The sequence below is a fragment of the Allobosea sp. GW822-FHT03F07 genome (assembly GCF_058801345.1).
This window is the reverse complement of sequence record NZ_JBXAND010000017.1, coordinates 40,149-52,259: the sequence shown is the minus strand read 5'-3', so window position 1 is coordinate 52,259 and position 12,111 is coordinate 40,149. Positions and strand designations below refer to the sequence as shown.

The following is a 12,111-nucleotide window of genomic DNA, read 5'->3' as shown; positions in this document are numbered from 1 at the left end:
CTGCCGTCGTCCCCGCTGGCACAACCGGCGGTCGATCGGTGCCGCCTCTTGACTTAAACCGCGATAGAGAAGCGGACTTTCATCGCGACGCGATCCGGCAGGTGCGTCACCTCCGATCGGCATTCAAAGCCGAGGTGAACTCGCGCGCGAGGCTGATGAATTCCTTGAACGCGGCAGACGGGTTCTTCCGACCAGGATAGTAGAGGCACAGCGGCGCGACCGGCTTCATCCAGTCGTCGAGGACTTTGACCAGGCGACCCGTCTCGATCTCCTCACGAACATCCGACTCCATGAAGAGCCCCAAGCCGGTCCCTCGGAGGACGGCCGTCCGCGAGAGGCTTGCCTCATCGAGGGTGATTGGCCCTTTGACATCAACCTGGACCGGTTGGCCGTCTTTCTCGAAGTGCCATTTGTAGATTCCGCCATCGGGCAGCCGGATGCGAATGCAGGCATGATTGAGCAGGTCGAGCGGAACTCGCGGTCGACCATGCTTCTCAAGATAGATTGGCGACGCGACCACGACATAGGTTCGGGCGTGGCCGAGCGGAACAGCGATCATGTCGCTGGGCACGAAGTCGGCGCTCCGGACGCCGAGATCGAAGCCATCGGCAACGATATCGAGCAGACGACCTTCCGTCACGAGGTCGATATGAACCTGCGGATAGCGACGCAGATATTCCAGGATCACCGGCTCCAGAATCTCCCGCGCCGCGGTTGGGAAGGCATTGATCCTGATCGTCCCGGACGGCACCTCTTGCTGTGACATCGCGCTGTCCATGGCGCTGTGGATCTCGACGAGAGCGGGCCCGATCTGTTCGACGAAGTTTCGCCCGGCATCGGTGAGGGAGACGCTCCGCGTCGTGCGGTTGAAGAGGCGGATGCCGAGCTGCCTCTCGAACTTCGCGATGAGATTGCTCAGCGCCGTCGTCGAGATCTGCAGTTCCACCGCCGCTGCCCGGAACGATTTCCGCCGCGCGACCGCCATGACGGCATCGAGCTCAATGAGGTTATGGCCGATCATTGTCCCGGATTTCGAAACGTTTCATCCCGCTTTATCCCGATTATCGATCGAGCTGTCCAACGCTAAGTGAAAGGCCGTAGGAGCAGCCGCTGAGGCAAGATCTGAACAGATCAGCCGGTGGTCAGGTCCGCAGAATTCAACGCTGAGGATGACAACAATGTCTCTGGAACTACATTCGCCAATCGCACGGTACTTCACCGCTGACCTCGATCCAAACCCTCAAGTGATGGCCGATTGCTTTTCGGACAACGCTACTGTTCGGGATGAGAACCATGTCCACACCGGCCGGGACGCGATCCGTCAGTGGAAGGTTGATTACTCGAAAAAATACACCGCAACGTCGACGCCGATTGCAGTCGCCGATGAACGAGGCCGCACCGTTGTGACCTGCAAGGTCGAAGGTAATTTCCCGGGCAGCCCGATCGACCTGCGTTACTTCTTTCGCCTGGAAGGCGATAAGATCGGCGAACTGGAGATCACCCTGTGAACCCGTTCATCAGTCTCGAAGGCAAGCGGGCGCTCGTGACGTCCGGCACACGTGGCGCAGGTGCCGCGACCGTCAAGCTCTTCCGCGAGCTGGGCGCCAAGGTCCTGAGCAACGCCAGGTCGAAACCTAATGACCTGCCGGCGGAGATGTTCGTCGGCGCCGATCTTACGACGCGAGAGGGCTGTGCGCGGTTGGCTCAGGCCGTTCGAGAGCGCCTCGGCGGCGTCGACATCATCGTTCACATGCTGGGTGGGTCGTCGGCTCCTGCAGGCGGCTATGAGGCCCTTTCCGATGAGGCGTGGCGCAAAGAGCTCGACCTCAATCTGATGCCGGCCGTTCGCCTCGATCGCGAGCTGGTGCCGGGGATGACGGCTCAAGGCAGCGGCGCCGTGGTGCACGTTACCTCCATCCAGCGCGTCATGCCCTTGCCTGAATCGACGATCGGCTATGCCGCTGCAAAGGCCGCGCTCTCCTCCTATAGTAAAAGCCTGTCCAAGCTGGTCTCGCCGAAAGGGGTCAGGGTCGTCCGCGTCTCTCCGGGATGGATTGCGACGGAGGGGTCGATCGCTTTCGCCGAGCGTCTTTCCGGCGACCAAGGCGTCGATGTCGAGGCTGCCAAGCAGATGATCATGGCTGCGCTCGGCGGCATTCCGATCGGTCGGCCGGCCGAGCCCGAGGAAGTCGCAAGCCTGATCGCCTTCGTCTCCTCGGATCGCGCAGGTAGCATCACGGGGACCGAATATGTCATCGACGGCGGGACTGTCCCCACTGTCTAGGCGAGTTCGCGACCGCTCGACTTGGCTCTGGACGCGGGCGCAGGTTCCGCGGCGTCTGTGGCAGCGGTGTGAGCATAGATCGCGTCGCGCAGCTGCAGGACCAGGCGGTTGAGCTCCGCAAGGCTGCCGGGAGATTGCCCGGACGCCGTGAGCAGGCTGTCGTTCACGCAGCCTGCCCTGAAGCGCAGGTGATCGCCCTCGGGCGTCAGGGCGACGATCACCTGGCGCTCATCCTCGGGATTGCGGGCCCTTCGCACCAGGCCGGCCGCGTCCATGCGCTTCAGCAGCGGCGTCAGCGTGCTGGGTTCGAGCGCAAGCCGCTGAGCGATGCCTCCCACGGTCTGGGCATCGTCGCGCCAGAGCACATTGAGCACGAGATACTGCGGATAGGTCAGTCCGAGTGCATCGAGATAAGGCTTGTAGGTCCGCTGGATCGCCATCTCGGCGGAATAGATCGAGAAACAGAGCTGGTCTTCCAACGGCACCGGGGGGCCTGGGGCCTTCTTCGTCATCATCGGCTCTCCGTCGCCGCTCACGCAGCCGTGATCGTCGAAACATATATCGCGATAACAAACACGATTGACAAGATCCAGCTCATCTCCCAAGTTAATTATCGCAATAACAGTTATCTCAATATCAAATGAAGGAGCAGGTTCATGATCAAGCCGTTTCGCAACGCTCTCGTCGCCGCAGCCGCCCTCGGCTCCGTTTCGCAAGCCGCCCTGGCCCAGACACCGAAGTCCGCCCAGCCTGCCGCGGCCAGGAATGTCGTCCTCGTCCACGGCGCTTTCGCCGATGGCTCGGGATGGCGAGGCGTCTACGACCTGCTCACGGCTCGCGGCTATCGCGTGACGATCGTCCAGAACCCGCTGACCTCGCTCGAGGACGACGTCGCCGCCACCAAGCGGGCTCTCGACCGGCAGGACGGCCCGACCATCCTGGTCGGCCATTCCTGGGGCGGCACAGTGATCACCGAAGCCGGCGTGGATCCGAAGGTCAGCGGCCTTGTCTACGTCTCGGCCCTCTCTCCCGACGCCGGCGAGACGACGGCCCAGCAATATGAGGGCTTCGCGCCTGCGACCGAGTTCGTCCTCGACAAGGCGCAGGACGGCTTCGCCTTCGTGGATCGCGACAAGTTCAAGGCCGGCTTCGCCCACGACGCCAGCGACGCCGATGTCGCCTTCATGCGGGACTCGCAGGTGCCGATCAATCTTTCGGCCTTCGGGACCAAGCTGAAAGCCGCCGCCTGGCGCACCAAGCCGAGCTGGGCCTTGATCGCCAGCGAGGACAAGGCCTTCGATCAGGCCATGCTGGACCATATGGCCAAGCGCATCGGCGCCAAGGTCACGAAGGTTTCGGCCAGTCATGCGCTCTTCATCACGCAGGCCACGGTCGTCGCCGACGTGATCGACCAGGCCGCCAAGCAGGCCGCCGCCGCGGCGAAATAACCCGCCAGCTGTCCTTGCTGCTCTTGGGGCAGCCCCTGCAAATCAGAGAGACCGAAAGATGACTGACAATCACGCCCCCGGCGATGCCGGGGGCCTCGAACGACGCGCGCGCGAAAACCAGGCGGAGCGCAAAGCCAATCTGCAATCGACATACGACTTCATCATCTGCGGAGCCGGCTCGGCAGGATCCGTGATCGCGCGTCGCCTCGCCGACAACCCAGCCTGCAGCGTTCTGCTGATCGAGGCCGGACCGGATGACGAGGCTGAGTCCGTGCTCAACCCTTCTCTGTGGCCCACCAATCTCGGCTCGAACCGCGACTGGGGGTTTCAGGCGGAGCCGAATCCTCATCTCGACGGCCGGGCGCTTTCCATGTCGATGGGCAAGGGCCTTGGCGGCGGATCCAGCGTGAACGTCATGGTCTGGGCCCGCGGCCATCGCAGCGACTGGGATCACTTCGCGGCCGAAACGGGCGATGCCGGCTGGAACTACAACTCGGTTCTCGACATCTATCGTCGGATCGAGAACTGGCAGGGTCGGCCGGATCCCAAATATCGCGGCACGAGCGGGCCGGTATGGGTTCAGGCGGCGAAAGATCCGAGCCCCATCGCCGGCGCTCTGCTGGAAGCAGCGGAAGGCCTCGGCATCCCTCGTTTCGATCATCCCAACGGTGAGATGATGGAAGGCGTCGGCGGGGTTGCCTATGCCGATATGCTGGTTCGCGAGGGAAGACGACACTCCCTATACCGGGCCTATGTCTTGCCGATCGCCGATCGTCCCAACATCACGATCCTGACCGAGACGGTCGTTCGGCGTGTGCTGTTCGACAGGCGCCGCGCAATCGGTGTGGAGATCGAAAGAGCAGGCTCGATCTCGTCGATCAAGGCAAGCACCGAGATCGTGATCTCGACGGGCGCGATCAGCACGCCCCAGTTGCTCATGCTGTCTGGCGTCGGCGATCGTGACGAACTGGCTTGGCTCGGCATTCCCGTCGTCCAGCACCTCCCTGGTGTCGGCCGCAATCTGCAGGATCACGTCTCGTTCGGCTGCACATGGGAGTACCGGAAGCCGATTGCGCCACGCAACAGTGGCAGCGAAGCGACCCTCTACTGGAAGAGCCGGCCCGACCTGACCGCGCCGGATCTGCTCTTCTGCCAGGTGGAGTTCCCGGTTCCGAGTGAGCGGACGGCTCTTCTAGGGGTGCCTAACCATGGCTGGACGATGTTTGCGGGGCTCGCCCAGCCCTACAGTCGTGGTCGGATACGCCTCAAGTCTGCCGATCCGAGCGAGAGGCCTGTCGTCGACGCCAACATGCTGTCGGATCCGCGCGACCTGGAAGCGGCTCGGGCTTGTGTAAAGCTTTGCCGCGAGATCGGCAGCAGCGACGCATTTAAGCCGCTGGTCAGCACCGAACGTATCCCTGGAACTGGTCGTCAGGTCGACGATGCCTTCATCCGAGATGCTGCGGTGACCTACTGGCATCAGAGCGGCACCGCGAAAATGGGCTCGGATGACATGTCGGTGGTCAATGCCAAGCTCGCGGTGCATGGGATCGCCGGCCTGCGGATCGCCGATGGCTCGGTGATGCCGCGTGTCACCACCGGCAACACCCAGGCTCCTTGCGCCATCGTTGGCGAGCGAGCTGCCGATCTCATACGACGGCAGTACCGGCTGTAAGCCAAGCCTTTTAACCCATATATGCTGAAGCGCGCTGACCGCGCTTCAGCAATCACTGCATGGCGGTGAGGCACATATCCTTTCCCAGTCCGTTCCGTTCGATGCACCCGCTGCGTTGCGCCCGGAAGCGCGGAACAGAGGTCCGGGCGAGACGCGCCAGGTCCGGACATCGGGAGGCTGCCCGCAAGCGGACAGTAAGCGCGGCGATTTCACCGCGCTTCTTGTTGCACCATTGGCGGATGTTCAAGCAAACCGCACGAGATTGAGTGCCGGGAGCGGACCACCGGGAAACTGGACGAGGCGGGCGCCGATGGCGAGCGGCCCGAGGTCAATCCCGAAGAAACCTAGCAGGTCGATCAGCCCGCCGATCTCCGCCTTGGCCTGCGCGTCGTCGCCCGAATAGAACAGCACGCGCCGGCCGCCTTCCGCCCCGGGGTTGCCGGCGAGAAGCGGCGGCTGGAGATGGTTGAAGGCCTTCACCACCCGAGCCCCCGGCACGAGCCCGACGAAGACCTCCGAGGAGGCACGCCCGTTGAGTTCGGCCGGCTTGAACAGCGGGGCCTCGATCGGATTGTTCGCATCGATGACAATGCGCCCGCCGAAGTCAGGCAGCCCCCCGAGTGCCGCTGGCAGCTTCGACCAGTTCACCGCGACGAGGACGATGTCCTTCGACGCCGCGTCCTCGCGGGTGCTCGCCTCGATGGTCGGGCCGATGGCGGCAACGATCTCCTTCAGGCTTTCCGGGCCGCGGCTGTTGGACAGAGTGGCCGCGATGCCGTTGCGGGCGAGCGCGGTGGCGAAGGCCTGGCCGATCTGGCCGGCGCCGATGATGCCGATGCTGGGCATTGGATTTCTCCTTTGATGTAGGTCTGGTCGGACGTCAGGCGGTGAGCCCGCCATCGGCGACGATGTCGGCGCCGGTGACGAAGGCCGCCTCCGGGCTTGCGAGGAAGGCGACGACGCTCGCGATCTCATGCGGCTGGCCATAGCGGCCGATCGCCATGCCGGGGCCGACAATCGCGGCGACCGGCCCGTCCGCCGGGTTCATCTCGGTGTCGGTCGGGCCGGGATGCACGGTATTCACCGTGATGCCCTTCGGTCCGAGGTCTCGCACCAGCGAGCGGTTGAAGCCGGTGATCGCGCCCTTTGTCAGGGTGTAGAGCGAAGCGGTCGGGAAGGCGGCGTAGCGCGTCATCGACGAGCCGATCTGGATGATGCGTCCGCCCGCCTTCATATGCCGCGCCGCTTCCTGCGTCGCGACGAAGACGCCGGTGACGTTGACCGCGATCATCCGCTCATAGGTCTCGAACGGGATCTCCTCGATGGGGCCTCCCAGGCCGAGGCCGGCATTGTTGACGAGGATGTCGAGCCCGCCGAATGCCTGGATCGTCTGGGCCACCGCGGCGCGCACGGCCTCCGGCTTGCCGGCGTCGGCCTCGATGGCAAGCGCCTTGCCACCGTCCGCCTCGATCTCAGCGACAACCTGACGCGCCCTGTCCGGCGAGGCGCTGTAGGTGATAGCGACGGCGGCGCCGTCGGCGGCCAGCCTACGGGCGATTGCCGCGCCGATGGAGCGCGAGCCGCCGGTGACGAGGGCGGCCTTGCCTTTGAGGGGAAGAGAATACGACATGATCTGGTCCTTTCTTGACTTGGGCCTGGGTAGCCGGCGGTCGCGCCGACCGGCTGGTTGATGGAAGAGGCGCAACTCAGCCCTGAAGCTGCGCGAGAAGCCCGGCACCGTCCGCGACGGTCCAATGGTCGGTGATGCGGCCATCCCGGATGCGCATCACATCCATCACCGCGAAGCGGGTGGCACGGCCGGTCGGCGCAATGCCGAGGAAGGCGCCGCAATGCGTGCCGTGATAGGTCTTGTAGGTCGAGACGAGATCGCCTTCGGCGACCTGGAGATGGACCTCCGCCCGCCAGTCCGGGAAAGCCTCGCGGAACGTCCTATAAATCTCGCGGGTGCCGTCGCGGTCCGGACGGAAACCGCCGAAGGGCGTGTGGTCGACATAATCCGCGGCGAAGAGCTGCTCGAACACCGCGAAATCGCCGTCGCGTTGCACCTCGTCGAGCAGGCGGCGGATCACCGCCTTGTTCGCCTCCTCGCGGTTTCCGTTCCCTGCCGCCGCGGGTAGCGGCAGGAGCGCGCTGACGAGCCCGGCAATGGCCGTACGGCGGCCGAAAGAAGCGGCAAGGGTCGGAGACGTCATGGTCTTCACTCCGGTCGGTTTCGATGGAGCGAAGATGGCGGGTTTATTCCGGAGTGATTAGGCGGTATTGGTTTGATTGATTTTCAATCATCTCTTGAAAGACGAGATGGAGACACTCGCCAACCTTGAGAGCTTCGCGCGCAGCGCCGAGCTCGGCAGCTTCTCGGAAGCTGCGCGCCGGCTGTCCCTGACGCCCGCCGCCGTCAGCCGCAACGTCGCGATGCTGGAGCGCAATCTGGGTGTGCGCCTGTTCCAGCGCTCGACGCGCAAGCTGACCTTGACGGAAGAGGGGGAGCGTTTTCGACAAGCGATCGGCGGCAATCTCGAAGCCTTGCAGGCCGCCATTGCCGAAGCCGCCTCCGGCGCCGCAGAACCTGCCGGCACGCTTAAGGTGAGCCTGAGCCCCACCTTCGGCACGACGCATATCCTGCCATTGTTGCCGGATTTCCTGGCGCGCTATCCCCGCCTGCGCCCCGAATGGCATTTCGAGAACCGCCAGGTCGACCTCGTCGCCGAGGGCTACGACGCGGCGATCGGCGGCGGCTTCGACCTCGCGCCGGGCATCATCGCGCGTGCCCTCGCTCCGGCACACATCGTCGCTGTCGCTTCCCCCGCCTATATGGTGGGGCGGATGGCGCCAGTGGACCCAGCTGGTCTCGGCCAAGTCGACGGGATCGTCATGCGCTCGCTCAATTCCGGCCGGATTCGCCACTGGGCTATGCGTGATGCTGCCGGCACCGAGATGACGGCAATTCAGCCGGAAAGTCTCGTCGTCAACGATCCCATGGCGATGCGCGAGGCGGCCCGGCTTGGCCTCGGCGTCGCGATGCTGGCGGTGCCCGACGTCCTGCCCGATCTCGAAAGCGGTGCACTGATCCGGCTGCTGCCGCGTTGGTATGCCGATGCCGGCGCGATCTCACTTTACTACGCCTCCCGCACCCTGTTGCCGGCCAAGACCCGTGTCTTCGTGGAATGCGTCGTCGAGGCATTCCGGAAAAAGAAATTCGCCGAGCGCTTCGCCGGAAGCTTGGGTTAATCGCGAGATATGGAAAACCAGAGAACCATAAGACCATGGGCTGAAGCATCACCTTGCCGGGTCCCAGGCACTCGAACGGGATGGGAGCAGCGTCCGTTTGGCCCGCAGTCGGTTCTGTGGAGCGCCAACTCCTGACATAGGGGCACCACCCAAAGCCCGACATTCGCGTTCGCTCGGATTTACCACCGGGGCGTAGCTAGTCAGCAAATCGACCCATTTGTCCTGATCAGGCGCGCGCCGAGAACCGCTCCAGCACGGCCGTCAAGTTATGGCTTTCGCCCTGAGCCTCGTCGAGCACGAGCCGGCTTTCGAGATCGTCGAGATGCTCGCTCATGAGCGCGATCGCGCCCAGCTTGTCGCCGCGCGCAACGGCTCCGATGATCTGGCGGTGATGGTCGGCGCCGCACTGATCGCCATTTTTCCGTCGGTATAGGGCATCGACAAGCGAAATCCTGGCGAGAACCTTTTCCAGAAGTTCGAGCATCACCGGATTACCGCTGAGCCGCGCCAATTCGACGTGGAAGCGGCCCGCAAGCCTGGACTTCGCAGCGGCGTCGGGAGCGGCGTGAATGCGCTCCTCCTCGATCGTGAGTTCCTCGAGGGCGGCAATGCGGTCCGGCGTAGCGCGCTCGCAGACGCGCTCCAGCATGAGCAGTTCGAGGCTGCGACGGGCTTCCAGCAGGGCGCGCGCTTCCTCGATCCCGGGCTCCGCGACGAAGGCGCCGCGATTGCGCTTGCGTTCGACGATATGGTCGCGCTGGAGGACCGCGATCGCGCCGCGAACGACGGTACGGCTGACGCCGAAATGCGCGCCGATGACGTCCTCGGGTAGCTTCATGCCCGGGCGGAGCGCGCCCTCGGCGATCGCTTCCGAGAGCGTGTCGCAAATGCGTACGACGACGTCGTCCCCGGATATGTCGCTGACACGCTCGTTCATTGGGTATTCCGGCTGCCGTTTTTTGTGCCGATACCGATAGCCGCTACCGCCTTTCGGATACAGCCTATTCTAAGGGCAGTGCGTTGAAGTTTGTGCAAACAGTTTTGGTTTCAATTATGAAAGCGAAAATAGATTCTTTTATAAAATCGAGATTGAAATCAAAAATATATATAATATATCAATGCCTTAGTGTCATCATCAAAGCGCACCGTTGGCGCTTGGCATGCGCTTTGCCAGACGTTTCCCATCAATCGTAGAGAGGCGAGCGCTGGCGGCGTCGTTGGCGGCCGAAGCATTCGCTCTCGAACGCCCGGATGGTGCAGCATGTCGATGGCGGCTGAAATGAACCCGGAGCTTTCCGCGCCACGTCTTGGCCAGCGCCTCTCCGTGACCGGAGTGAGCCACGCCTATGCCGGGGCGGCCGCCATCGAGGATGTCGGCTTCGAGGTTCCGGCCGGCACGATCGCCGCGATCCTGGGTCCAAGCGGCTGCGGCAAGTCGACCATGCTGCGCGTCATCGCCGGGCTGCTGCGCCCTAACGCCGGCTCCGTGCGAATCGGCGAGCGCGACGTCACCGAGATCCCTGCGCGCGAGCGCAGCGTCGGCATGGTCTTCCAGAACTATGCGCTGTTCCCGCATCTCACCGTCGCGGATAATGTCGCCTACGGCCTGTCGCGCCTTCCGCGCGCGGAGCGCCGCGAGCGTGTCGACGAGCTGCTCAGGCTGGTGCGGCTCACAGCCTTTGCGGACCGCCTGCCGCGGCAGATGTCGGGGGGCCAGCAGCAGCGCGTCGCGGTTGCGCGCGCTCTGGCGCCGAGCCCGGCGATCATGCTGCTCGACGAGCCCTTCGCGGCGCTCGATCGCGGCCTGCGCGCCGATCTCCAGTTCGAGTTCGTCCGGCTCCAGCGCAGCCTCGGCATCACCGCGATCATCGTCACGCACGACCAGGACGAGGCCCAGTCGGTCGCTGACAGGCTGATCGTGATGAATCGCGGCCGCGTCGAGCAGTCAGGCCGACCGGCCGAACTCTACGATTCGCCTGCGAGCCTCTTCGTCAACGGCTTCGTCGGCCATGCATCGCTGCTGGAGGCCAAGGTCGAGGCGGATGCAAACGGCGCGGGCCTGCGGCTGAGTTCGGGCGCCATGCTCCCAATGCCCGCTCCTGTTGGGTTCGTGCCGGGTTCGCCTGTCGTCCTCGCGGTCAGGCCCGAACATGTGATGCTCCAGGCCGGCCCGTCCGCCGGAGCACTGCCCGCAAAGCGGCTGCTCTCCGTTCCGCAGGGGCCGCTGATGATGCACGACCTTCTGGTCGCCGGAACGCACCCCGTCCGCGCTGCGGAAAACCGCGTGCCCGGCTCGTCGACCGACGACCTGCCGGAGGACGTCTTCGTGACCTTCGCTCTCGATCGCTGCCGCCTGTTCCCCGCTCCCTGACCCTCATCGGAAGGATCGCCGCCATGACCAGCCATCCGCTCAGCCGCCGCCAGTTCACCGGCGCCCTCGCCAGCCTCGCAGGCCTGGGCCTGATGTCGCCGCAGTCCGCTCGCGCCGCGGGCTCCGTCGTCGCCGCTTCGTTTCCCAACGCCTGGGAGGACGCCTATCGCAGGGTCGTCGCGCCGCTCGTCAAGGCACAGGGCACGGAGCTGGTCGTCGCGCCGGCGCTTGCCCAGGACCAACTCGCCAAGCTGCTTGCCAACCCGTCGAAGCCGCCCTTTGACGCACTCCTGATGTCGCCCGGCCAGACCGCGGAAGCGGCATCGCGCGGGCTGATCGAGAAGATCGACCCGTCGAAGCTGAAGAACTGGTCCAAGCTCGACGCGGCTGCCCGCACCGAATACGGGCCCAACGTCACCGTCGAGATCAACGGCATCGCCTACAACCCGAGCCTGGTGCCCAAGCCCGCCGGCTACAAGGACCTGTTCGAGAACAAGGCCTATGACGGCAAGGTCGCCTGGATCGGCTTCGGCTCAAACACCGCGACCATGGCCTGGGTCGAGATCGCCAAGCTCTATGGCGGCGGCGAGGACGACATGACCCCCGTCTTCAAACTGCTCGCCTCGCATCTGCCGAAGATCGGCGCGATCGCCAACAATGGCAGCCAGCAGATGACGATGTTCCAGCAGGGCGAGATCGGCGTCTTCATGGCCAGCACCGGCAATGTCGCGCGTCTCAAGTCGCTCGGCGTGCCCTGCGAATTCGTGCATCCCGCCAGCGGCTCGCCCAGCGTTCCGGTGACGATCCATCTCGCCAAGGGCGCCGCCAATCCCGAGGGCGTCTACCAGTACATGGACGCGGCGATCTCGGCGGATGCCCAGTCCAAGCTCGCTTTGCCGCCGACAGAGATGATCCCGACCAACACCGATGTGCCGCTGCCGCCCGGTATCAAGGCCTTCGTCTCGGACGAGCAGATGAAGACGCTGGTCTATCCCGACTGGGCGAAGATCAACGCCAAGCGCGCCGCCTGGACGGCCGAGTTCGACCGCGTCCGCAAGTGAGCGAAGGCTAGGCAACGAAGGGC

At 64.4% G+C, this 12,111-nt stretch carries 13 protein-coding genes; 7 read left to right on the top strand and 6 right to left on the bottom strand.

The genetic code is table 11. The features are described 5' to 3' along the window. Positions 1-106: 106 nt before the first annotated feature. Entirely contained in the window at positions 107-1,021 is a 915-nt protein-coding gene (locus AC1RMY_RS25420; RefSeq protein ID WP_492869365.1) for a LysR family transcriptional regulator, read from the bottom strand. 157 nt (positions 1,022-1,178) lie between these two features. On the opposite strand from AC1RMY_RS25420, the gene AC1RMY_RS25415 reads away from it, so the two are divergent. Together AC1RMY_RS25415 and AC1RMY_RS25410 are read left to right on the top strand one after the other, a co-directional pair. After that, positions 1,179-1,508 carry a nuclear transport factor 2 family protein gene (locus AC1RMY_RS25415; protein WP_492869364.1) on the top strand — a complete coding sequence of 110 codons (330 nt, stop codon included), beginning with the start codon at positions 1,179-1,181 and terminating at the stop codon, positions 1,506-1,508. Further along, complete coding sequence (locus AC1RMY_RS25410; protein ID WP_492869362.1) at positions 1,505-2,284, top strand: SDR family oxidoreductase; 780 nt, start codon at positions 1,505-1,507, stop codon at positions 2,282-2,284. Before AC1RMY_RS25415 ends, AC1RMY_RS25410 begins: the two co-directional genes overlap by 4 nt. On the opposite strand, the gene AC1RMY_RS25405 is transcribed toward AC1RMY_RS25410, so the two are convergent. Further along, positions 2,281-2,796, bottom strand: a complete 516-nt coding sequence (locus tag AC1RMY_RS25405; protein ID WP_492869360.1) for a MarR family winged helix-turn-helix transcriptional regulator — start codon at positions 2,794-2,796, stop codon at positions 2,281-2,283. The genes AC1RMY_RS25410 and AC1RMY_RS25405 overlap by 4 nt on opposite strands. 144 nt (positions 2,797-2,940) lie before the next feature. On the opposite strand from AC1RMY_RS25405, the gene AC1RMY_RS25400 reads away from it, so the two are divergent. Further along, positions 2,941-3,732: an alpha/beta fold hydrolase gene (locus AC1RMY_RS25400; RefSeq protein WP_492869358.1), complete on the top strand. Its 792-nt coding sequence runs from the start codon at positions 2,941-2,943 to the stop codon at positions 3,730-3,732. Between the two features lie 58 nt (positions 3,733-3,790). After that, positions 3,791-5,407, top strand: a complete 1,617-nt coding sequence (locus AC1RMY_RS25395) for a GMC family oxidoreductase (protein WP_492869356.1) — start codon at positions 3,791-3,793, stop codon at positions 5,405-5,407. Positions 5,408-5,650: 243 nt separating this feature from the next. Here the strand turns inward: AC1RMY_RS25395 and AC1RMY_RS25390 are convergent, their stop codons facing one another. The 3 genes from AC1RMY_RS25390 to AC1RMY_RS25380 all read right to left on the bottom strand — a co-directional run bounded on the left by AC1RMY_RS25390 (position 5,651) and on the right by AC1RMY_RS25380 (position 7,620). Next, the gene (locus AC1RMY_RS25390; RefSeq protein ID WP_492869354.1) at positions 5,651-6,253 is read right to left on the bottom strand and encodes an NADPH-dependent F420 reductase; all 603 of its coding nucleotides are present in this window, start codon (positions 6,251-6,253) and stop codon (positions 5,651-5,653) included. 34 nt (positions 6,254-6,287) lie between these two features. Next, positions 6,288-7,037: a 3-oxoacyl-ACP reductase family protein gene (locus tag AC1RMY_RS25385; protein WP_492869352.1), complete on the bottom strand. Its 750-nt coding sequence runs from the start codon at positions 7,035-7,037 to the stop codon at positions 6,288-6,290. A gap of 76 nt (positions 7,038-7,113) precedes the next feature. After that, positions 7,114-7,620: an ester cyclase gene (locus tag AC1RMY_RS25380; protein ID WP_492869350.1), complete on the bottom strand. Its 507-nt coding sequence runs from the start codon at positions 7,618-7,620 to the stop codon at positions 7,114-7,116. 106 nt (positions 7,621-7,726) lie between these two features. Between AC1RMY_RS25380 and AC1RMY_RS25375 the strand changes: the two genes are divergently transcribed. Continuing rightward, positions 7,727-8,656 (top strand): LysR family transcriptional regulator, encoded by a 930-nt coding sequence (locus tag AC1RMY_RS25375; RefSeq protein WP_492869348.1) that lies wholly within the window; start codon positions 7,727-7,729, stop codon positions 8,654-8,656. Between the two features lie 226 nt (positions 8,657-8,882). On the opposite strand, the gene AC1RMY_RS25370 is transcribed toward AC1RMY_RS25375, so the two are convergent. Further along, on the bottom strand, positions 8,883-9,593 hold the full coding sequence (locus AC1RMY_RS25370; protein ID WP_492869346.1) for a GntR family transcriptional regulator: 711 nt from the start codon (positions 9,591-9,593) through the stop codon (positions 8,883-8,885). A gap of 324 nt (positions 9,594-9,917) precedes the next feature. Here AC1RMY_RS25370 and AC1RMY_RS25365 point away from each other — a divergent pair, with 324 nt between their 5' ends. Both AC1RMY_RS25365 and AC1RMY_RS25360 read left to right on the top strand, forming a co-directional pair. After that, on the top strand, positions 9,918-11,027 hold the full coding sequence (locus tag AC1RMY_RS25365; RefSeq protein ID WP_492869344.1) for an ABC transporter ATP-binding protein: 1,110 nt from the start codon (positions 9,918-9,920) through the stop codon (positions 11,025-11,027). 23 nt (positions 11,028-11,050) lie between these two features. Continuing rightward, positions 11,051-12,088 (top strand): extracellular solute-binding protein, encoded by a 1,038-nt coding sequence (locus AC1RMY_RS25360; protein WP_492869342.1) that lies wholly within the window; start codon positions 11,051-11,053, stop codon positions 12,086-12,088. Positions 12,089-12,111 lie beyond the last annotated feature (23 nt).

Coding starts and splice junctions, on each gene's coding strand:
- AC1RMY_RS25380 (WP_492869350.1), bottom strand. CDS start 7,620: ATGACGTCTCCGACCCTTGCCGCTTCTTTCGGCCGCCGTACGGCCATT.
- AC1RMY_RS25370 (WP_492869346.1), bottom strand. CDS start 9,593: ATGAACGAGCGTGTCAGCGACATATCCGGGGACGACGTCGTCGTACGC.
- AC1RMY_RS25390 (WP_492869354.1), bottom strand. CDS start 6,253: ATGCCCAGCATCGGCATCATCGGCGCCGGCCAGATCGGCCAGGCCTTC.
- AC1RMY_RS25400 (WP_492869358.1), top strand. CDS start 2,941: ATGATCAAGCCGTTTCGCAACGCTCTCGTCGCCGCAGCCGCCCTCGGC.
- AC1RMY_RS25360 (WP_492869342.1), top strand. CDS start 11,051: ATGACCAGCCATCCGCTCAGCCGCCGCCAGTTCACCGGCGCCCTCGCC.
- AC1RMY_RS25385 (WP_492869352.1), bottom strand. CDS start 7,037: ATGTCGTATTCTCTTCCCCTCAAAGGCAAGGCCGCCCTCGTCACCGGC.
- AC1RMY_RS25405 (WP_492869360.1), bottom strand. CDS start 2,796: ATGACGAAGAAGGCCCCAGGCCCCCCGGTGCCGTTGGAAGACCAGCTC.
- AC1RMY_RS25415 (WP_492869364.1), top strand. CDS start 1,179: ATGTCTCTGGAACTACATTCGCCAATCGCACGGTACTTCACCGCTGAC.
- AC1RMY_RS25420 (WP_492869365.1), bottom strand. CDS start 1,021: ATGATCGGCCATAACCTCATTGAGCTCGATGCCGTCATGGCGGTCGCG.
- AC1RMY_RS25395 (WP_492869356.1), top strand. CDS start 3,791: ATGACTGACAATCACGCCCCCGGCGATGCCGGGGGCCTCGAACGACGC.
- AC1RMY_RS25365 (WP_492869344.1), top strand. CDS start 9,918: ATGTCGATGGCGGCTGAAATGAACCCGGAGCTTTCCGCGCCACGTCTT.
- AC1RMY_RS25375 (WP_492869348.1), top strand. CDS start 7,727: ATGGAGACACTCGCCAACCTTGAGAGCTTCGCGCGCAGCGCCGAGCTC.